The sequence below is a fragment of the Microbacterium sp. USTB-Y genome (assembly GCF_023703415.1).
Lineage (GTDB): Bacteria > Actinomycetota > Actinomycetes > Actinomycetales > Microbacteriaceae > Microbacterium.
Genome location: NZ_JAGMTU010000002.1, coordinates 405,517 through 425,025 on the forward strand (window position 1 = coordinate 405,517; position 19,509 = coordinate 425,025).

Annotated in this window: 17 protein-coding genes and 1 pseudogene; 8 read left to right on the plus strand and 10 right to left on the minus strand. The window is 70.6% G+C overall.

Annotated features, from left to right (window positions below; translation table 11 throughout):
• Positions 1 to 173: 173 nt before the first annotated feature.
• Positions 174 to 1,358, plus strand: coding sequence for an amidohydrolase family protein (locus tag J8G10_RS05660; RefSeq protein ID WP_251440661.1), 1,185 nt, complete (start codon positions 174 to 176; stop codon positions 1,356 to 1,358).
• Positions 1,359 to 1,604: 246 nt separating this feature from the next.
• Positions 1,605 to 1,691: pseudogene (locus J8G10_RS05665) on the plus strand (transcriptional regulator); the annotation flags it as partial.
• Between the two features lie 5 nt (positions 1,692 to 1,696).
• Here the strand turns inward: J8G10_RS05665 and J8G10_RS05670 are convergent.
• From J8G10_RS05670 to J8G10_RS05700, 7 genes are all read right to left on the minus strand, one after another.
• Entirely contained in the window at positions 1,697 to 3,175 is a 1,479-nt protein-coding gene (locus tag J8G10_RS05670; protein WP_251440664.1) for an aldehyde dehydrogenase (NADP(+)), read from the minus strand.
• Positions 3,176 to 3,183: 8 nt separating this feature from the next.
• Positions 3,184 to 4,185, minus strand: a complete 1,002-nt coding sequence (locus J8G10_RS05675; RefSeq protein WP_251440667.1) for a proline racemase family protein — start codon at positions 4,183 to 4,185, stop codon at positions 3,184 to 3,186.
• The gene (locus tag J8G10_RS05680; RefSeq protein WP_251440671.1) at positions 4,185 to 5,117 is read right to left on the minus strand and encodes a dihydrodipicolinate synthase family protein; all 933 of its coding nucleotides are present in this window, start codon (positions 5,115 to 5,117) and stop codon (positions 4,185 to 4,187) included. The genes J8G10_RS05675 and J8G10_RS05680 overlap by 1 nt, the downstream gene beginning before the upstream one ends.
• 176 nt (positions 5,118 to 5,293) lie before the next feature.
• Positions 5,294 to 6,652: an FAD-dependent oxidoreductase gene (locus J8G10_RS05685; protein WP_251440693.1), complete on the minus strand. Its 1,359-nt coding sequence runs from the start codon at positions 6,650 to 6,652 to the stop codon at positions 5,294 to 5,296.
• Positions 6,649 to 6,894, minus strand: a complete 246-nt coding sequence (locus tag J8G10_RS05690) for a (2Fe-2S)-binding protein (RefSeq protein WP_251440696.1) — start codon at positions 6,892 to 6,894, stop codon at positions 6,649 to 6,651. Before J8G10_RS05690 ends, J8G10_RS05685 begins: the two co-directional genes overlap by 4 nt.
• Entirely contained in the window at positions 6,891 to 8,111 is a 1,221-nt protein-coding gene (locus J8G10_RS05695) for an FAD-binding oxidoreductase (protein WP_251440710.1), read from the minus strand. Before J8G10_RS05695 ends, J8G10_RS05690 begins: the two co-directional genes overlap by 4 nt.
• A 220-nt stretch (positions 8,112 to 8,331) precedes the next feature.
• Positions 8,332 to 8,994, minus strand: coding sequence for a GntR family transcriptional regulator (locus tag J8G10_RS05700; RefSeq protein ID WP_251440722.1), 663 nt, complete (start codon positions 8,992 to 8,994; stop codon positions 8,332 to 8,334).
• A gap of 92 nt (positions 8,995 to 9,086) precedes the next feature.
• Here J8G10_RS05700 and J8G10_RS05705 point away from each other — a divergent pair, with 92 nt between their 5' ends.
• Complete coding sequence (locus tag J8G10_RS05705) at positions 9,087 to 10,226, plus strand: glutamate--cysteine ligase (protein ID WP_251440734.1); 1,140 nt, start codon at positions 9,087 to 9,089, stop codon at positions 10,224 to 10,226.
• 21 nt (positions 10,227 to 10,247) lie between these two features.
• Here the strand turns inward: J8G10_RS05705 and J8G10_RS05710 are convergent, their stop codons facing one another.
• Positions 10,248 to 11,210, minus strand: a complete 963-nt coding sequence (locus J8G10_RS05710) for a sugar-binding transcriptional regulator (protein WP_251440758.1) — start codon at positions 11,208 to 11,210, stop codon at positions 10,248 to 10,250.
• Between the two features lie 108 nt (positions 11,211 to 11,318).
• Between J8G10_RS05710 and J8G10_RS05715 the strand changes: the two genes are divergently transcribed.
• The 3 genes from J8G10_RS05715 to glpK all read left to right on the plus strand — a co-directional run bounded on the left by J8G10_RS05715 (position 11,319) and on the right by glpK (position 15,414).
• Positions 11,319 to 13,028 (plus strand): glycerol-3-phosphate dehydrogenase/oxidase, encoded by a 1,710-nt coding sequence (locus J8G10_RS05715; protein WP_251440760.1) that lies wholly within the window; start codon positions 11,319 to 11,321, stop codon positions 13,026 to 13,028.
• A gap of 86 nt (positions 13,029 to 13,114) precedes the next feature.
• On the plus strand, positions 13,115 to 13,870 hold the full coding sequence (locus tag J8G10_RS05720) for an MIP/aquaporin family protein (protein ID WP_251440775.1): 756 nt from the start codon (positions 13,115 to 13,117) through the stop codon (positions 13,868 to 13,870).
• 29 nt (positions 13,871 to 13,899) lie between these two features.
• Positions 13,900 to 15,414 carry a glycerol kinase GlpK gene (gene glpK, locus J8G10_RS05725; protein ID WP_251440798.1) on the plus strand — a complete coding sequence of 505 codons (1,515 nt, stop codon included), beginning with the start codon at positions 13,900 to 13,902 and terminating at the stop codon, positions 15,412 to 15,414.
• A gap of 146 nt (positions 15,415 to 15,560) precedes the next feature.
• Here the strand turns inward: glpK and ffh are convergent, their stop codons facing one another.
• A complete protein-coding gene (gene ffh, locus J8G10_RS05730; protein WP_251440800.1) occupies positions 15,561 to 17,111 on the minus strand; it encodes a signal recognition particle protein in 1,551 nt (516 codons plus the stop codon).
• Between the two features lie 46 nt (positions 17,112 to 17,157).
• Complete coding sequence (locus J8G10_RS05735) at positions 17,158 to 17,745, minus strand: TetR/AcrR family transcriptional regulator (RefSeq protein ID WP_251440802.1); 588 nt, start codon at positions 17,743 to 17,745, stop codon at positions 17,158 to 17,160.
• Positions 17,746 to 17,830: 85 nt separating this feature from the next.
• Here J8G10_RS05735 and lipB point away from each other — a divergent pair, with 85 nt between their 5' ends.
• Positions 17,831 to 18,472, plus strand: a complete 642-nt coding sequence (gene lipB, locus J8G10_RS05740) for a lipoyl(octanoyl) transferase LipB (protein ID WP_251440804.1) — start codon at positions 17,831 to 17,833, stop codon at positions 18,470 to 18,472.
• Entirely contained in the window at positions 18,469 to 19,458 is a 990-nt protein-coding gene (gene lipA / locus J8G10_RS05745; protein WP_251440821.1) for a lipoyl synthase, read from the plus strand. The genes lipB and lipA overlap by 4 nt, the downstream gene beginning before the upstream one ends.
• Positions 19,459 to 19,509: the final 51 nt, after the last annotated feature.

Consider the following 19,509-nt stretch of genomic DNA (forward strand, 5'->3'; position numbering starts at 1 on the left):
CCATGTACTGCATGACATATTACGGATAGGGTCGGGGCATGACCGATGTGATCGGATCTGGCGGTCGGTCGCACGAGCCGTCTCGGCTTCGGCCGTTCGCCCGACCGGATGGGCACCGCACCGCGTGATGCGCACCCGCACCACGCACCCTCACCACGAACACAAGGAGCCCCATGCGCACCGGATCCCTCAGCATCCTCGGCGCCGCCGTCTGGGACGGCGAACGCTTCACCGACCGCGACGTGTACATCGTCGACGGGGTCGTCGCCGATCGTCCGCTCGGCGATCCGGTCTCCATCGACGGACGCGGCCGATCGCTCATCCCCGGCCTGATCGACGCGCACTTCCACGCCTACGCGACCAGCCAGGACGGGCTGGAGGACGAACGGGGCCCCCTCAGCTACGCGGCCATCAACGGCACCCGCCGGCTCCGCGCGGCCCTGCACCGCGGCTTCACGACGGTGCGCGACGTCGCCGGCGGCGACATCGGCCTCGCCCGCGCCGTGGACGGGGACCTGTTCGACTCGCCGCGCTATCTGTTCACCGGGCCGGCGCTGAGCCAGACCGGCGGCCACGGCGATCCGCGTTCGGCGCACGTCGACATCTGCTTCGCGCACGGTCACCTCAGCGAGATCGTGGACGGGGTGGATCCGCTGCGGATCGCCGTGCGCAACCGTCTGAGGACGGGAGCACACGCGATCAAGGTCATGGCGTCCGGAGGCGTGTTCTCGCTGACGGATCCGATCCGGGTGCCGCAGTACTCGGATGAGGAACTGCGCGCGGTCGTCGAGGAGGCCACCCGCCGCGGCTCCTATGTCGCGGCGCATGCGTACTCCTCCGAGGCCGTGCTGCACGCGATCACCAACGGGGTCCGCTCGATCGAGCACGGCAACCTCATCGACGCGACGACCGCCGGTCGCATGGCGGACGCCGGCGCGTTCCTCGTGCCGACCCTTGCCGCCTACGACGCCATGGACCGGCGCGGCGCGGGGATCGGCCTGAACGCGATCTCCCTGGCCAAGAACGCCGAGGTGCTCTCGCAGGGACAGGAGGCCGTGGCTCTCGCGCTCGCCGCCGGCGTGCAGGTGGGCTTCGGCACCGACCTCATGGGCGAGCTGGAGGACGACCAGCTCTGCGGAGTGCGTCTGCAGATCGAGGCGAGCGACGCGGCGACGACGCTGCGGTCGATGACCACGGTCAATGCGGCGCTCATCCGCGATCCGCGCGCCGGGCATCTCGGCGTCGGCGCCCACGGCGACGCCGTGCTGCTGTCCGCCGATCCGATCTCCGACCCCTCGGCGCTCTGGGAGCAGGACGCCCGCGTCGCCGTGGTGCGCGGCGGCATCGTGTTCGACTGAGTCCCGGCACGGAGAGCCCCCGTCCGGCGAGGACGGGGCGCACGCAGTAAGGAACCGGCGGAGAACCCGCGCGCCGAGCTTCTGGCGAAGGCGCGGGCGTGATGAGCGCCTCCGCTCGGGCCCGCTCCGTGCCGAGAACGGGCGAACTGACCGAGATCAGGTGGATCCCTGTGGATTCTCCTGATCTCGGTCAGTCGACCTTGTGCCGGCAGAGCCGAAACGCGGTGCGCCATGGGCGATGAGCGCATGAGCGCCGACACCCCGATCTTCGCGATCGCGGTCGCCGCCGAACTGGCCGGCATGCACCCACAGACCCTCCGCCAGTACGGACGGCGTGCTCAGCGCGAGAGGGCTCCCCACTCGGTGGAACGGCCTGCAGCGCTGCGGTGCTGCGGCACGCGCCACGGATTGTCGTCCCGCAGCGGTGGAGGAAGCAGCTCCTGAGGCGCGTTCTGATAGGCCACGCCGCGCAGGAACCGGGTGATTCCCGCGGTGCCGACGCTGGTCGCATCGGTCGTCGTCGCCGGATACGGCCCGCCGTGCTGCATCGCCGGAGTGACGGAGACCCCGGTGGGCCAGCCGCCGAACAGCACCCGGCCGCTCGTCTCGGCGAGGGCGTCGACGAGCGCATCCAGGGAGCCGTCCGTCAGCTCCGCCGGGCGCGCGTGCAGGGTGGAGGTGAGGTTGCCCGGGAACAGCTCGCGATGCACCGCAGGCAGATCCGCGACGCCCTCGTAGCGCACGATCACCGACAACGGCCCGAAGGACTCCTCGAGCAGTTCGTCGCGGTGGGTGCGGAGCGTGTCCAGGTCCACCGCCACGACCGTCGGCGTCGCGTGCCGCTGACCGTCCTCGTCCTCGCGGATCCCCCCGGCCGCCAGCACCGTGGCGCCGTCCGCGGCGAGCACCGCGGCACGGCGTCCCTCGAACGCGCGGCCGATGCCCGGGTTCAGCAGCCGGTGCTCGGCGACGAGGTCGGCCGCGGGTGAGACCGCGGAGAGGTCGGCGTCCGCGGGCACGAAGAGGAAGCCGGGCTTGGTGCACAGCTGCCCCGCGGAACCCGCGACGGAGGCGACGAAACCCTGCAGCAGCGTCTCGTCGACGTACGTGGCGTACACCGGGTTCACACTGCCGAGCTCGCCGAAGAACGGGATGGGACGAGGCCGCGCGGCGGCGATGTCGGCGAGCAGGCGGCCGACGTGCGTGGAGCCCGTGAACGCGCCGGCGCGGATCCGCTCGTCCTGCAGCAGCTCGACGCCGTTCTGCTGCCCCTCGATGAGCTGGAAGACCCCGGGCGGCATGCCGGCGGACTCGAGCGCCTCTGCGACGATCGCCGCGGTCCGCCGGGACAGCTCCGGGTGTCCCGAGTGCGCCTTCACGATGACCGGGCACCCCGCGGCCAGCGCCGCCGCCGAGTCCCCGCCGGCGACCGAGAACGCGAACGGGAAGTTCGACGCGGCGAAGTTCAGCACGGGCCCGACCGGTTCGAGCACGCGACGCACATCGGGTCGCGGGCCGATCGCGTAGTCGGGATCCGCGTCGTCGATCCGCGCGTCCAGGTAGGCGCCACAGACGATGGTGTCGGCGAAGAGCCGCAGCTGCCCCGTGGTGCGCCGCACCTCGCCGGTCAGGCGCGGCTCGGTGAGTCCGGTCTCCCTCATCGCGATGGCGACGAGTTCGGCGGCGTGGGCATCGAGTGCGTCGGCCGCGGCCACGAGAGCTGCGGCGCGCTCGCGCGGAGAGGTGGCCGCATACGGCCCGGCGGCGCCCGCGGCGCGTGCCGCGGTCTCGGACACGGCGATCGTGCTGTCGGTCATCTGTCCTCCTAGAAGACGAAGCCCTCGGGGAACGGATCGTTCTCGTCGAGCATGTACTGGGCTGTGCCGGTGATCCAGGCGCGCCCGGTGATCGTCGGGATGACGGCGGGGCGTCCGCCGACGGTCGTCTCGCCGATCAGCCGTCCGGTGAACTCCGTGCCGATGAAGGACTCGTTCACGAACGGGGCGTCCAGCGCGAGCTCGCCGCGCGCGTGCAGCTCGGCCATCCGCGCGCTCGTACCCGTCCCGCAGGGCGAGCGATCGAACATGCCGGGGTGGATGGCCATCGCGTGCCGTGACCGCACCGCGTCCGATCCCGGCGCGATGAACTCGACGTGGTGCACGTGGTCCGTGCCGTCGATCTCCGGGTGGTGCGGGGGCCGCTGCGCGTTGATCGCGTCCATGATCGACAGGCCGCAGCGGAGGATCTCGTCCTTGTGCGCGCGATCGAACGGCAGGCCGACGTCGTCGAGCGAGACGAGCGCGTAGAAGTTGCCGCCGAAGGCGACCGAGTATCCGATCTCGCCGTAGCCGGGCACGTCGATCCGCTCGTCCAGCCGTTCCACCCAGCTGGGCACGTTCTCGATGGTGACGGCGGTCGCCCGGCCGTTCTCGACCGCGACGCGTGCGATCACCAGCCCTGCGGGCACGTCGAGCCGGATCTCCGTGACGGGTTCGGTGACCTCGACCATCCCGGTCTCGACCAGGACGGTGGCGACCCCGATCGTGCCGTGCCCGCACATCGCGAGGAACCCCGAGGACTCGATGAAGACCACACCCCAGTCGGCGTCCTCGCGGGCCGGCGGCTGCAGCAGCGCACCGGACATCGCCGCATGCCCGCGCGGCTCGTTCATGAGGAGGCGGCGGAGACCGTCGAGATGCTCGATCGCGTGGATCCGCCGCTCCCCCATGGTCTCGCCGGGGATGCGCCCCACTCCTCCGGTGATGACCCGCACCGGCATGCCCTCGGTGTGCGCGTCCACCGCGTGCAGGATGCGGCTCGTGCGCATCAGGCGACCACCGCGCGGCGGGCGGCGAGGGCAGCGAGAGCCCGCTCGGTGTCGGCGGTCACCTGCGCGTGCTGCTCCGCGCTCAGCGGGCCGCGCGGCGGCCGCGTGGGGCCGCCGTAGGAGTTGCCGCAGATGTCCATGGAAAGCTTGATCGCCTGCACGAACTCGGTACGCGAATCCCAGCGGAACACCGCGACGAGCTGCTCGTACAGCGACCTCGCCTGGTGCCATTCGCCGTCCCTGCAGAGGTTGTAGAGCTCCACCGCCTCGCGCGGGAAGGCGTTCGGGTACCCCGCGAACCAGCCGACCGCTCCGTTGACCATGAGTTCGAAGAGCACGTCGTCGGCGCCCGCGATGATGTCGATGTCGCAGAGCTCCTTGATCTCGTAGACGCGTCGCACGTCGCCGGAGAACTCCTTGATCGCGACGACCTCGGGGATGTCAGCGAGCTTGGCGACCAGCGACGGCACCAGATCGACCTTGGTGTCGTAGGGGTTGTTGTACGCCATGATCGGCAGACCCGCCTTCGCGACCTCGGCGAAGTGCGCGACCACCTCGCCCTCGTTGGCGCGGTAGAGGGTCGGCGGCAGCAGCAGCACACCGTCCGCACCGTCCTCCCGGGCGAGCTCCGCCCACTTCCGCGCCTGGTGGCTCCCCACGCCGTGCACACCGGCGATGACGATGCCCCGCCCGTCGACCGCGTCGACCGCGACCTGGATGACCTTGCGCCGCTCCTCGTCGGTGAGCGACGAGTACTCCCCGAGCGAGCCGTTCGGGCCGACGCCCCGGCAGCCGTTCGACATGAGGAAGTCGACGTGCTCGCCGAACCTGTCGTAGTCCACGGCGAGCCCCGCCGGGGCCGCGGCGTCCTCGGTGAAGGCCAGCGTCGTGGCGACGACGACGCCCCCGAGATCCATGGTCTGCTCAGTCATTGCGTTGTCCGTGCTCTCTGCTCGTGGCCGCTCAGGGCCGATTCTCGTCCAGGATCCGGGAACCGTTCCGGCTGTCGCCGTGACGTCCGACCGGAAGTCGCACCGAGGACGACTTCGTCCTCGGTAATACGTAACATATCACCCACTACTTGCCGATATCAAGGGGCGGGGCCCCGTCAGGCCCCGCTCTCGGGCCGGATCGCAGCGAGCTCGCCGACGCGGACCGAACCGAGCACGGGGCGCCGATCGAACCCCACCGTCTCGCCGACGATCTCCTCCACGCTGCGTCCGCAGGTGCGCCCCTGGCAGGCGCCGAGCCCGACCCGCGTCGCCAGACGCACGGCGCGCGACGACGCGCCGGCGAACCCGTCGAGCGCGCTCCTGCGCACCGACTCGCACCGGCAGACGACGGTCTGCGCATCCAGCCAGCCGGTCCAGCCTGCCCCGATCCGATGGGTCGCCAGCCTGCCGGCGAATGCGCGCATCCGGCGACGCTCGGCGAGCGGGCGGCGGTACCGGAGATCGGCGGGGGCGACGCCCGCCGCCGCGAGCCCCGCGACCGCACCCTCGGCGAGAGCCGCATCGGCACCGCCGATGCCGGTGATCTCGCCGGCCGCGTACACGCCGACCGCGCTCGTCTCCTGCTGCGAACCGACCCGCACGAAACGGTCGGGCGCGATCTCGCAGCCCGCCTGGATCGCCGCCTCGAGCCGGGGCGTGAAGCCGTGACCGAGCGCGACCGAGTCGCACTCCACGGTGCGCGCCGTGCCCTCCACCGGGCGCCAGTCGGCGTCGATCCGCTGCACCGTGACGGCCTCGACGGCGGAGCCGCCGTGGATGCGGGTGACCGCCGCGCCGAATCGGTACGGCGTGCGCCGCGCCGCGAGGGATCCGAGATAGGAGGCGAGCTCCCCCGCCTTCGCCGCGGCGGCCGCGAGCTCCCAGGGACGGCGCCCCCAGCCCCTCAGCACGGCGCCGGGTGCCGCCGCCTCCACGATCTCGGCGACCACGCCGCCGACGAGGCCGATGCTCTGCGCCACGGGCAGCAGGAAAGGGCCGGCGCCCGCCACGACGGTGCGGGATCCGAGCCGTGCGCCGTCCCGCTTGGCGAGCGCCTGCGCCGCGCCCGCCGAGGCGACCCCGGGAAGCGTCCAGCCCGGCACCGGCAGCACCCGGTCGTGGGCACCCGTGGCGATCACGAGGGCGTCGGCCTCGATCGTCTCGCCCCGCCGCTGCGCGGCATCCGCGGGGCCGACGAGGACGTGCACGCGCACGGGTGCCCCGGGCTCGATCCGCCACACCACGGCCGAGGAGACGACCCTGGCTGCCGCGATCTCGTCCTGCAGTCGACGGAACCGGCCGGTCTGGTGCTGCAGACGCGGATCCGTGAGCTCCGGATGATGGCGCCAGAACTGCCCGCCGATGCGCTCGCCCTCGTCCAGCAGGGTGACCTCCGCCCCCGCGGAGAGGGCCGCAGCGGCGGCCGAGAGACCGGCGGGCCCCGCACCGATCACGACCACGCGTCGCGACGTCATGCCCGGACCTCCCGCTCGACGACGTCGCCGTCGCACGCCGCGCGCTGGCAGGCGCGCACGCCCTCGACGCCGTTGACCGTGAGCACGCAGTCCTGGCAGATGCCCATCCCGCAGAAGATGCCGCGCTCCTGACCCGCCGCGGCGCGCCAGGTGCGTCGCCCCGCGCCGAGCAGGACGCCCGCGATGGTCTGCCCGTCCCGTCCCTCCAGGTCGACCCCGTCGACCGTGATCCGCACGCTCATGCCGCGACCCCCTTCCCGTGCCGGGCGTCCGGCTGCGCACCCCGGCCGTCGGCGCCCCGGCCGTCCGCCCCCTGCAGCGTCGCCCGCGCGGGCAGGAAGGGCGTCGGGTCCAGAGGGGCCGGCGCGCCGAGCAGGGCGTGGGCGATGAGGGCGCCCGTCGTCGGGGCGAGGCCGATGCCCGCCCCCTCGTGGCCGGCCGCATGGAACAGCCCGGCGACCGTGGCGTCCGCGCCGATCGCGGGGAGGTGGTCCGGTGCATACGGCCGGAACCCGTGATAGGTCCGCAGCAGCATGGTGTCGCGCAGGAAGGGGAACACGCGCTGCGCCTTCGCCGCGATCTCCGACAACGGGGCGAGCAGCCCCCGGTCGGAGAAGCCGACGCGCTCGCGACTGGATCCGATCAGCACCGTGCCCGACGGCGTCGACTCGACGACGGTGGACGTCTGCAGCGCCGCGTCCCCGGATCCGACGGCGCCGACGTAGTCCGCGTCGTAGACCTTGTGGAACACCCGCTGCGGCATCGCCGCGGTGACCAGGATGGTGCCGCGACGCGGCCGGATGTCCAGGATGCTGCCGAACAGCGCCGCCGCCTCACCCGACCAGGGACCCGCGCAGTTCACGACGGCGTCTGCCTCGATCGCGCCGGTGCGGGTGCGCACGCCTGTCGCTCGGCCGGCCGCGACGACGCCCGCGACCACCTCGTCGACCACCAGGCGCGCGCCGAGGTGCACGGCACGCGCCAGCATGGCCTGCGTCGCGAGACTCGGCTGAACCTGCGCGTCGTCCGGGTAGTGCATCCCGAACGCGATCTCGGGGCTGAGGTGCGGCTCCGCTTTTCGAAGTGCCCGCGCATCGAGCGCGTCGGAGCGGATGCCGATGGCGTGCTGCGAGAGGGCGAAGGATCGCAGCGCCTCGGCGCCGGCGCCGAACGCGACGACGATGCCGCCCTTCGCCTCGAACTCCGTCGCCCGCTGGCCGGGCACCCGCTCGGCGTCGAGCCGTTCCGCGAGCGTCCGCCATGCTCGGTTCGCCTCGATCGCCAGCTCCGCCTCGGGTCCTGGCTCCTTGTCCGAGACCAGGATGTTGCCCTCACACCGGCTCGAGGTCTCCCCCGCCACCCCTGCGCGATCGATGACGACCACCTCGGCGCCCGCTTCGGCCAGGGCCAGCGTGCACGCCGCGCCGATGGCTCCGGCGCCGATCACGACGACCTTCATCCGCGCTCCCTCCTCGCTGCGGAGCGGAGCACGGACCCCGGCGTCCGGGGTGACATCTTCGTCCTCATCCGTCGCGTCGCCGAGCAGGACGGAGGTGCGATGAGCGTTGAATGTGCATGGCGGATCTCCTGGCTGCGTGATCGCACGAGTGATCTATAACACGTGACATATTACCTGCTCGGCGTCCGGGCCGGAAGGATCGGTCCTGCCTGCAGGACTCTCAGTGCTCCTCGTGCCCGCTCCAGACGCCGCCCACATGTCCGATGTGCCGGCGCATCAGCTGCTCGGCGCCCTCGCCGTCACCCGCGACCAGGAGGTCGACGAGTTCGGCGTGCTCCCGCGCGGTGGACACGAGCGTGTCGGAGTCCGCCAGCTGGACGAGCCCGACCAGCCGCGTCTGCTGACGGAGCTCCCGGACGGTCTCGACCAGCTTCTGGTTGCCGGTCACGGCGAGGATCCGGAGGTGGAAAGCCGTGTCCGCCTCCAGGTACTCCTCGAACTGCCGGTCCTTCGCCGCGACGACGATCCGATCCGCCAGCGCGCGCAGCTCCGCCTCCAACGGCGCACCGACCGTTCCGGCGATCCGGCGCATGGGCGGCGCCTCCAGCAGCAGACGCACGTCGGTGAGCTGATTCAGCTCCTCCGGCGACACCTCCGTGACCTGGAAGCCGCGATTGCGGATCGGGCGCAGGAAGCCGCGGCGGGCGAGATTGAGCATCGCCTCGCGCACCGGCGTCGCACTCACCCCGAAATCACCGGCGAGAGTGGGAACCGTGAGCACCTCCCCCGGCGGCGTCTCCCCCGACACGATCCGTGCGGCGATCATGCGCTCGACCTGCTCGCGCAGACTCTCGGCAGGCACCAGAATGGACCCGGCGCTCATGCCCTGAACCCGTCGCAAAACGTCATACGGCACATGCTAGCGCCGGGCGTGCGATCATTGGCCGACGATCTCCCCTCCCGAATCGAGGTCCCATGCCGATCGAGTTCGCCTCCTCGCGGCGTTCCACCGTGGGCCTGGAGTGGGAGCTCATGCTCGCCGACCCGGCATCGGGTGATCTCGTGGGCCGCGCCCCCGAACTGCTGCAGGAGCTGGAGCAGGCGAGCGCGGACGAACGGCACACCGTCACCGGAGAACTGCTGACGAACACGATCGAGGTGACGAGCGGGGTCGGATCCAGCGTGTCCGCCGCGGTCGGCGACATCGCCGCCGCGATCGCCGCCGTCCGGGCCGCGACCGATCCGGCGGGCATCGAGCTGCTGTCCGCCGGGAGCCACCCGTTCGCGCAGTGGTACGACCAGCAGGTCACGGACAAGACGCGTTACCACTCGCTCATCGAGAAGACCCAGTGGTGGGGTCGCAACATGATGATCTGGGGCATCCACGTGCACATCGGGGTGGAGAACCGCGCCAAGGTGCTGCCGATCATCGGCGCGCTCACCTCCTACCTCCCCCACCTCCAGGCCCTCGCCGCATCCAGCCCGTTCTGGGCCGGCGAGCGCACCGGCTACGCCTCGAACCGCGCGCTCGTGTTCCAGCAGCTCCCCACCGCGGGACTCCCCTGGCCGCTCCCCGACTGGGCCGCGTACGAGGCGTACCTCGACGACATGGCCCGCACCGGCGTGATGTCCGACGCGACCGAGGTGCGCTGGGACATCCGCCCCGCGCCGCGCTGGGGCACCATCGAGGTGCGCGCCTGCGACGGGATGTCCACGCTGCACGAGCTCGCGGCCGTGGCTGCGCTCACTCAGGTGCTGGTGGAGTCGTTCTCCCGCGATCTCGACGAAGGACGCGTCCTTCCCGTGCTAGCACCGTGGTTCCACCGCGAGAACAAGTGGCGCGCGGCGCGCTACGGTCTCGACGCCGAGGTGATCATCGCCCCCGGCGGCGCACAGCGCTCGGTGCGCGCGCACCTCGCGGATGAACTCGACCGGCTCGCTCCCCTCGCGGCCGATCTGCAGTGCTCCGCGGAGTTCGCCGGCGTGGCGGACATCCTCGAGGGCGGCGCGAGCTACGAGCGACAGGTGGCTGTCGCCGATGCGACCGGTGGGGACCTGCACGAGGTGGTCGATCACCTCATCCGCGAGTTCCGCTCCGGACCCGAGACTCTCTGACCCCCGGCCCGCGGTGCCGCCTCACCCCTCCACGAGCTGCCGGGCGAGCCCCTCGTCCAGCACGACGTCGGTCACCAGCCGAGCACCGATCGCCGCGCGCAGCGACGGCAGCTTCTGAGAGCCGGCGACGACGCAGAAGCGCCGGGCGACGCGGCGCAGCCGGTCCAGTCCCGGGCCCGTCGCCCGGGCGTTCACGGCGATGTCCTTCCAGGTGCCGTCCGCACGGAAGAAGACGGTCGCGACATCGCCGATCGCCCGATCCTCGCGCAGGCTCCGGTAGTCGTCCCGGCCGAGATAGCCGCCCACGTACACGCGGCTCGGCACCTCCGCACTCGGCGAGCCCACGCTGAACACCGCGAGATCCATCTTCGCCTGCAGGTCGAGCACGCGCAGCGTGCTGCGCTCGCGCCACATCGCCTCCCGCGTGCGCGGGTCGTCGAAGAACGCCGGCACGGGGAACTGCTGCACCTGCGCTCCGAACGCCGAGCCGAAGCGCTGCAGGATCTCACTGGAGTACTCCACCCCACTGGTGAGCGTGTTGCCCGCGCCGTTGAGCTGCACGATCGTCGTGCCCCGCGTCTCCTTCTGTCCGAGCTCGCGGCTGACCGCGCTGATCGTGGAGCCCCACGCCAGGCCGACGACCATGTTCGAGTCGATGACCTGGGTGAGCAGCCGCCCGGCGGTGAGCGCCACGCGCTCCAACCGCTCCACCTCGGTCACGCTCTCGGGCATCGGCACCACGTGCGCGGTCACCTGCAGCCGGTCGTGCAGCTGCTGCTCGAGCTCGCCGGCGTGCTCGAGCGGCGAGTTGATCCTGATGTCGACGAGTCCCACCTCGCGCGCGTAGCTCAGCAGGCGTGACACGGAGGAGCGCGATGTGCCGAGCTCCTCGGCGATCACGTCCATCGTCTTGTCCTGCAGGTAGTACAGGCGGGCGGCCGTGAGAGCCGCGACGGCCTTCGACTGGCGCTTCCGTTCAGACATTTCGGACCCTTTACATATCGATTCAGGCGATTCTTGCACATTCGTGCAGCTTGCTTGACCATAAGGGCGGCTGGGGGAATGCTGTGAGAAATCGGGAAGGAGACGATGATGACCGATCACATCCACAACGCCGCGGAACGCCCTGAGGTGACCGAGGTGCGCGAGGCAGGACGCACCACGGTGCTGGTGATCGGCGGAGGGATCAACGGCATCTCCACCTTCCGCGATCTCGCCCTGCAGGGCGTCGACGTCGTCCTCGTCGAGCGCGGCGACTTCGCCTCCGGCGCGTCCTCGGCCTCCAGCCACATGATCCACGGCGGCATCCGCTACCTGGAGAACGGCGAGTTCCGCCTCGTCAAGGAGTCGGTGACGGAGCGCAACGGCCTGATCAGGATCGCGCCGCACTACGTCAAGCCACTCGAGACCACGATCCCGATCTACTCGACCTTCTCCGGGATCCTGTCCGCACCGCTGCGCTTCCTCACCCACAAGTCCGGCAAGCCGCAGGAGCGCGGGGCCTTCCTCATCAAGATGGGCCTGACCATCTACGACACGTTCTCGCGCGACGGCGGAATGGTTCCGCGGCACAAGTTCCTCGGCCGCAAGAAGTCGCTCGCCGAGCTTCCCGCGATGGATCCGAAGATCAAGTACACGGCGACCTACTACGACGCCTCGATGCACGACCCCGAGCGACTGGCTCTGGACGTGCTGCAGGACGGCCGCGCCGCGCACCCCGGCGCACACGCGCTCAACTACGTCGAGGCGATCGGCCACGACGGCGACGCCGTGCTCGTGCGCGATCGCGAGAGCGGCACGGAGTTCCCCATCGCCGCGGACGTCGTCGTCAACACCTCCGGCCCGTGGACGGACCTCACGAACGAGGCCATGGGCGAGCTGACCCGCTTCATGGGCGGCACCAAGGGCTCGCACATCGTGCTGGACAACCCCGAACTGCTCGCCGCCACCCGCGGCCGTGAGATCTTCTTCGAGCATTCCGACGGTCGCATCGTGCTCATCTACCCGCTCAAGGGCAAGGTCATGGTCGGCACGACGGACATCGACGCCGACCCGCGCGAGGTGCCGCTGTGCACCGAGGAGGAGATCGACTACTTCTTCGACCTCGTGCACCACGTGTTCCCGAGCATCGACGTGAACCGGGACCAGATCGTGTACCGGTTCAGCGGGATCCGTCCCCTCCCCCGCCATGAGGACACGGCACCGGGGTTCGTCTCGCGCGACTACCGCGTCGAGGTGGACGACAGCCACGCCGTTCCCCACCTCAGCCTGGTGGGCGGCAAGTGGACGACGTTCCGCGCCCTCGGCGAGTCGCTCTCGGACAAGATCCTCGAGCTGCTGGGCCGCACCCGCGTCGTCTCGACGCTGGGACGGGCGATCGGCGGCGGCAAGGACTACCCGCAGAACGATGCCGCTCGTGCCGCCTGGATCTCGGCGCACCTCGCGGGCGCCGGAGAACGCGCCGAGCTGCTGCTCAAGCGCTACGGCACCCGAGCCGCGGACGTGTGGCAGTACGTCGAGCAGGGTCCCGACGCGCCCCTCGCGGCCGGGCAGCTGTCCACCCGTGAGCTGGAGTGGATGGTGCAGAACGAGCTGATCGTGCGCCTCGAGGACGTCATCCTGCGCCGCACCAGCCTGGCCTTCACGGGCGACGTCACCGAGGAGATCCTCGAGGAGGTCGCCGAGGCCCTGGCTCCGCTGAAGGGCTGGGATCGCGCCAGGACCGCGCGCGAGATCGACCTGACCCGGGAGCTGCTCAACACCCGGCACGGACTTTCCCTCACCGCCCGCACCCACGGGTAGCGGGGTTCCACCGCCGCCCTCATCGGCGTCCATCTCGAACACCGCATCGGCAGAGGGGCCGATGTCTGCGAAAGGTCAATGGAGACATGACTGAACCGAATCTCGGACTGTACTTCCTGTCCGAACTGGTCGGAACGGCGATGCTGCTGCTGCTCGGCTGCGGCGTCGTCGCGAACGTCGCCCTCGCCAAGAACAAGGGCAACGGCGGCGGATTCCTCATGGTCAACTGGGGATGGGGCCTGGCGGTCTTCGCCGGTGTGCTCGTCTCGGCGTACTCGGGTGCCATCCTGAACCCGGCTGTCGGAATCGGCCTGCTGGTCGCCGGCAAGATCACCTTCACGATGTTCCTCGTCGCCACCGGCGCGGAGCTGCTCGGCGCCATCATCGGCGCCGTCCTGTGCTGGCTCGCCTACAAGCAGCACTTCGACGACGAGCCCGACCCGGCCAACAAGCTCGGCGTCTTCTCGACCGGCCCGGCGATCCGCTCCTACGGCTGGAACCTCGTGACCGAGATCATCGGCACGTTCGTCCTCGTCTTCGTGATCTTCGCCTTCGCGGACTACGGCGACGTCAAGGTCGGCACGCCCGGAGGCCTCGGCCCGCTCACGGCGCTCCCGGTCGCCCTCCTCGTGGTCGCGATCGGCGCCTCCCTCGGTGGTCCGACCGGCTACGCGATCAACCCCGCCCGTGACCTCGGCCCGCGCATCGCGCACGCGATCCTGCCGATCAAGGGCAAGGGCTCGAGCGACTGGGCCTACTCCTGGGTGCCCGTCGTGGGCCCGCTCATCGGCGGCGTCCTCGCCGCGCTCCTCGCACCGGTGCTGCTGCACCTCGTGAAGTAACCCGACCCTGATTCAAAGGAGAACAGCACATGGCTGACTACGTCATCGCCATCGACCAGGGCACGACCTCGAGCCGCGCCATCATCTTCGACCGCAAGGGCAGCACCATCGCCACCGGTCAGAAGGAGCACGAGCAGATCCTGCCGCAGGCCGGCTGGGTCGAGCACGACGCCTCGGAGATCTGGGCAAACGTCCAGGAGGTCATCGGTCTCGCCCTCACGCGCGCGCACCTGACCCGCCACGACATCGCCGCGGTCGGCATCACCAACCAGCGCGAGACCGCGGTGGTCTGGGACAAGACCACCGGCAAGCCGGTGTACAACGCCATCGTCTGGCAGGACACCCGCACGCAGCCGATCGTCGACCGCCTCGCGGCGGACGGCGGCGTCGAGCGGTTCAAGCCGATCGTCGGCCTGCCCCTGGCGACCTATTTCTCCGGCACCAAGATCGCGTGGATCCTGGAGAACGTCGAGGGAGCGCGCGAGAAGGCCGAGGCCGGAGACCTGCTCTTCGGCACGACCGACTGCTGGGTGCTGTGGAACCTCACCGGCGGCGTGAACGGCGGCGTGCACGCGACCGACGTCACCAACGCCTCGCGGACCATGTTCATGGACCTCGAGACCCTGCAGTGGCGCGACGACATCCTCGAGGCGTTCGGCGTCCCGAAGTCGATGATGCCGTCGATCCGCTCCTCCTCCGAGGTGTACGGCGCGGCGGAGGACTCCTCGCTCCTGCGCGAGACCCCGATCGCGGGCATCCTCGGCGACCAGCAGGCGGCGACCTTCGGCCAGGCGGCGTTCAACTCCGGCGAGAGCAAGAACACCTACGGCACGGGCTGCTTCCTCATCTTCAACACGGGCGAGGAGATCGTCCATTCGAAGAACGGACTGCTCACCACCGTCGGCTACAAGCTCGGCGACGGCCCGACGCACTACGCGCTGGAGGGCTCGATCGCGGTCACCGGATCCCTGATCCAGTGGCTGCGCGACCAGCTCGGCATCATCGACTCCGCGCCTCAGGTCGAGGAGCTCGCCGACAAGGTCGAGGACAACGGCGGCGTGTACATCGTGCCCGCGTTCTCGGGTCTGTTCGCACCGTACTGGCGTCCGGACGCCCGTGGTGCGATCGTCGGCCTCACCCGCTACGCGAACAAGAACCACATCGCCCGCGCGGCGCTGGAGGCCGTGGCCTTCCAGACCCGCGACGTGCTCGACGCGGTCAACGCCGACGCCGGCGTGGACCTGACCGAGCTCAAGGTCGATGGCGGCATGGTCGCGAACGACGCTCTCATGCAGTTCCAGGCGGATGTGCTGGGCGTGCCGGTCGTGCGCCCGGTGGTCGCGGAGACCACGGCTCTGGGCGCCGCCTACGCGGCCGGCCTCGCCGTCGGGTTCTGGACGGGTCTGGACGACCTGTCCGCGAACTGGCAGGAGGACCGTCGCTGGGAGCCGAGCATGGACGTCGCCGAGCGCGACCGCCAGCTGCGCCTGTGGCACAAGGCCGTCACCAAGTCGATGGACTGGGTCGACGAAGACGTGAAGTGATCTGACACGACGAAAAGGCGGGCCCGGAGGAGCGATCCTCCGGGCCCGCCTTTTCGTCTCCGATGCGCGAGGCTTCTTCGTCTCCGATGCGCGAGGCTTCTTCGTCTCCGATGCGCGAGGCTTCTCGCGATGCCCCGCGGCCGCGGTCAGTTCTTGCCGAAGAGCTTCTGGATCTCCGCCATGTCGGCTTCGGACGGGGCCTTCTGCCCGCCGAGACCGAAGCCGGTGCCGCTCGGCGCCTGGCTCGTGGCGAGCCCGGAGTTCTCCGCCGCACGCTTGGCGGGGTTGCCGGAGCGCGATCCGGCGCTCTTGCCCTTCTTGCCGCGCTTGGACGACGCGCCGGGGCGGCCCATGCCGGGCACCGATCCCATGCCGGGGATGTTCGGGGTGCCGCCGCGGGCGACGGTCTTCATCATCTTCGCGGCCTGCTCGAACCGCTGCACGAGCTGATTCACGTCGGTCACCGTCATGCCGGAACCGCGCGCGATGCGCAGGCGGCGGGAGCCGTTGAGCACCTTCGGGTTGCGCCGCTCCCCCGGGGTCATCGAGCGGATGATCGCCTCGGTGCGATCGATCTCGCGCTCGTCGAAGTCCTCAAGCTGCTGCTTCATCTGGCCCATGCCCGGGAGCATCCCGAGCATCTTCTTCATCGAGCCCATCTTCTTCAGCTGCTGCATCTGCTCGAGGAAGTCCTCCAGCGTGAAGGTCTGGGTGGCGAGCTTCTCGGCGACCTTGAGGGCCTCGGCCTCGTCGAACGCATTCTGCGCCTGCTCGATGAGGGTGAGGATGTCGCCGAGGTCGAGGATCCGGCTCGCCATCCGGTCGGGGTGGAAGGGCTCGAGATCCTCGAGGCGCTCGCCCGTGGAGGCGAACATGATCGGGCGTCCGGTGATCGAGGCCACGGACAGCGCGGCGCCGCCTCGGGCGTCGCCGTCGAGCTTGGAGAGGACGACACCGGTGAAGTCGACGCCGTCCTGGAATGCCTTGGCCGTGTTCACCGCGTCCTGGCCGATCATCGCGTCGATGACGAACAGCACCTCGTCCGGGTCCACAGCACGGCGGATGTCCGCCGCCTGCTTCATGAGCTCGGCGTCGACGCCGAGCCGGCCCGCGGTGTCGATGATGACGATGTCGTGCTGCTGGCGGCGGGCGTGCTCGACGCCGTCCCGCGCCACGCGCACGGGGTCGCCGATGCCGTTGCCCGGCTCCGGCGCGAAGATGGTGGCCCCGGCCTGCTCCGCGACGACCGTCAGCTGGGTCACGGCGTTGGGGCGCTGCAGGTCGGCCGCGACGAGCAGCGGGGTGTGCCCCTCGCCCTGCAGCTGCTTGGCGAGCTTGCCGGCGAAGGTCGTCTTGCCGGATCCCTGAAGACCGGCGAGCATGATGACCGTGGGCGGGTTCTTCGCGAACTCCAGTCGGCGCTGCTCGCCGCCGAGGATCGCGATGAGCTCCTCGTTGACGATCTGCACGACCTGCTGCGCGGGGTTGAGCGCCTTGTTGACCTCGTCGCCGAGGGCGCGTTCGCGCACCTTCGCGGTGAAGTCCTTGACGACCGGCAGCGCCACGTCGGCGTCGAGCAGTGCGCGGCGGATCTCGCGGACGGTGCCGTCCACATCGGACGCGGACAGCTTGCCCTTCGTGCGCAGATTGCGGAAGGTCTCGGTGAGCCGATCGGAGAGCGTGCCAAAAGTAGCCATGGTGCTGCAATTCTACGCGAGCGGATCCGCCGCCCGCGCAGGGCGCTCAGCCCCAGTGCAGGTTGGTGATCCGCGGCAGGGCGTGCTGCAGTTGCGCGAGCGGCGAGCCGTGCCCCGCACCCCCCTCGGCCCACACCCGCAACGACGACAGGACGGCCACCGCGTAGGCGGCGCCCAGCACGTCGGCCCGGATCCGCTCGACGCCCGCATCCCGCGCAGCCGCGGACAGGGCTGCGGCGAGCCGGCCCTGACGCAGTGCCGACTCCCGCTGCAGCTCGTCGGCCAGCCCCATCGCCTGGACGTTGCCGAACGCGAGCGCGAGCGGATCCGGCTCCAGTCCTTCCAGGATCGCGGCGAGCACCGCGGCGATGGCCGCGGGACTCTCGCCGGCGCCGGGCTCGGCCAGCGCCGCCACGGCGCGGTCGATGCGCTCGTCCAGCCCCGACCAGAGCACGTCGCTCTTCGAGGAGAAGTAGTTGAAGAAGCTCGACCGGCTCACTCCGGCCCGCTGCGCGATACCCGCGATCGAGGTGCCCTCGTAACCGGACTCGAGGAACAGCTCGCAGGCCGCCTCGGCGATCGTCTCGCGCGAGGAGACCCGGGGACGGCCGACGCCGCGGGCGGGGATGCTCACCCCGCCACCGTATCGCGCGACGCGCCCGCCGCCGTTCGGGGCTATTGTTGAACTGCATTCAACAACTCGATCAGAAGGATCGGTCATGCTCGACATCCAGACGGTGGGCCTCGCCCCCGACTACGTCCCGTACCTCGAGGGGTGGGATCTGCAGCGACGCGTCCACGCCGACGTCGTCGCGGGTTCGCGCCCTGACACGCTCCTGCTGCTGGAGCACGAGGCCGTGTACACGGCCGGCAAGCGCACCGAGCCTCAGGAGCGCCCGCAGGACGGCACTCCTGTGGTCGACGTCGACCGCGGCGGCAAGATCACCTGGCACGGTCCGGGACAGCTCGTGGGCTATCCGATCGTGCGCCTGCCCGAGCCGATGGACGTCGTGGCGCACGTGCGCCGGCTGGAGCGACTGCTCATCGACGTGCTGCGCCCGCTGGGCGTGGACGGATACCAGGTCGAGGGCCGCAGCGGCGTGTGGGTGCGCCGGCCGCTCAGCGAGGACAAGGTCGCGGCGATCGGCGTGCGCGTGCAGCAGGGCGTCACGATGCACGGCTTCGCGATCAACTGCGACAACACCCTCGCGGGCTTCCGCGGGATCATCCCGTGCGGCATCACCGACGCCGGAGTGACCACCGTGAGCGAGGTCGTCGGCCGCGAGACCTCCCCCGCCGACATCGTCGACGCCGTCGCCGCGGCGTTCGCCGCCGAGTACGCGACGGAGGTGGCCGCATGAGCGCCGCCCCCGAGGGCCGCAAGCTGCTGCGCCTGGAGATCCGCAACGCCGAGACGCCGATCGAGCGCAAGCCGGAGTGGATCAAGACCAAGGCCCGGATGGGGCCGGAGTACAAGGCGCTGCACTCGCTCGTCAAGGACGAGGGCCTGCACACGGTGTGCCAGGAGGCCGGCTGCCCGAACATCTTCGAGTGCTGGGAGGACAAGGAGGCGACCTTCCTCATCGGCGGATCCCAGTGCACACGACGCTGCGACTTCTGCCAGATCGACACCGGCAAGCCCGACGCCTACGACACGGACGAACCGCGCCGCGTCGCCGAGAGCGTGCAGCAGATGGGCCTGCGCTACGCGACCGTCACGAGCGTCGCCCGGGACGACCTGCCCGACACCGGCGCGTGGCTCAATGCCGAGACGGTGCGCAAGATCCACGAGCTCAACCCGAACACCGGGGTCGAGCTGCTCGCGAACGAGCACAACGCGGATCCGGCGTTCCTCGGGCAGATCTTCGACGCCCGGCCCGAGGTCTTCGCGCACAACGTCGAGACCGTTCCGCGCATCTTCAAGCGGATCCGCCCGGCGTTCCGCTACGAGCGCTCGCTCGACGTGATCACGCAGGGCCACGAAGCCGGCCTCATCACGAAGTCGAACCTCATCCTCGGCATGGGCGAAGAGCCGGAGGAGGTCGTGCAGGCGCTGCAGGACCTGCACGACGCGGGCTGCGACATCATCACCATCACCCAGTACCTGCGTCCGACGCCGCGGCACCTTCCCGTGTCGCGCTGGGTCAAGCCGGACGAATTCGTCGCCTTCAAGCAGGAGGCCGAGCGGATCGGCTTCCTCGGCGTGCTCGCCGGCCCCCTGGTGCGATCGTCCTACCGCGCCGGCCGCCTGTGGGCGCAGTCGATGATCTCGAAGGGCCGGGAGATCCCGCCTCACCTCGCGCACATCGCCGAGGGCGCCGACCTCGGCTTCGCGCAGGCCGTCTGAGACCCGGATCGCCGGACGGGCAGCAGGGGGCCACTCCCGTCCGGCGGTTCG

Excerpts from the sequence above, each read along its gene's own strand:
- ffh (WP_251440800.1), bottom strand. The coding sequence starts at position 17,111 with ATGGCTACTTTTGGCACGCTCTCCGATCGGCTCACCGAGACCTTCCGC.
- lipA (WP_251440821.1), top strand. The coding sequence starts at position 18,469 with ATGAGCGCCGCCCCCGAGGGCCGCAAGCTGCTGCGCCTGGAGATCCGC.
- J8G10_RS05660 (WP_251440661.1), top strand. The coding sequence starts at position 174 with ATGCGCACCGGATCCCTCAGCATCCTCGGCGCCGCCGTCTGGGACGGC.
- J8G10_RS05675 (WP_251440667.1), bottom strand. The coding sequence starts at position 4,185 with ATGCGCACGAGCCGCATCCTGCACGCGGTGGACGCGCACACCGAGGGC.
- J8G10_RS05715 (WP_251440760.1), top strand. The coding sequence starts at position 11,319 with ATGACCGATCACATCCACAACGCCGCGGAACGCCCTGAGGTGACCGAG.
- J8G10_RS05695 (WP_251440710.1), bottom strand. The coding sequence starts at position 8,111 with ATGAAGGTCGTCGTGATCGGCGCCGGAGCCATCGGCGCGGCGTGCACG.
- J8G10_RS05685 (WP_251440693.1), bottom strand. The coding sequence starts at position 6,652 with ATGACGTCGCGACGCGTGGTCGTGATCGGTGCGGGGCCCGCCGGTCTC.
- J8G10_RS05700 (WP_251440722.1), bottom strand. The coding sequence starts at position 8,994 with ATGAGCGCCGGGTCCATTCTGGTGCCTGCCGAGAGTCTGCGCGAGCAG.
- lipB (WP_251440804.1), top strand. The coding sequence starts at position 17,831 with ATGCTCGACATCCAGACGGTGGGCCTCGCCCCCGACTACGTCCCGTAC.
- J8G10_RS05680 (WP_251440671.1), bottom strand. The coding sequence starts at position 5,117 with ATGACTGAGCAGACCATGGATCTCGGGGGCGTCGTCGTCGCCACGACG.
- J8G10_RS05710 (WP_251440758.1), bottom strand. The coding sequence starts at position 11,210 with ATGTCTGAACGGAAGCGCCAGTCGAAGGCCGTCGCGGCTCTCACGGCC.
- glpK (WP_251440798.1), top strand. The coding sequence starts at position 13,900 with ATGGCTGACTACGTCATCGCCATCGACCAGGGCACGACCTCGAGCCGC.
- J8G10_RS05720 (WP_251440775.1), top strand. The coding sequence starts at position 13,115 with ATGACTGAACCGAATCTCGGACTGTACTTCCTGTCCGAACTGGTCGGA.
- J8G10_RS05670 (WP_251440664.1), bottom strand. The coding sequence starts at position 3,175 with ATGACCGACAGCACGATCGCCGTGTCCGAGACCGCGGCACGCGCCGCG.
- J8G10_RS05690 (WP_251440696.1), bottom strand. The coding sequence starts at position 6,894 with ATGAGCGTGCGGATCACGGTCGACGGGGTCGACCTGGAGGGACGGGAC.
- J8G10_RS05705 (WP_251440734.1), top strand. The coding sequence starts at position 9,087 with ATGCCGATCGAGTTCGCCTCCTCGCGGCGTTCCACCGTGGGCCTGGAG.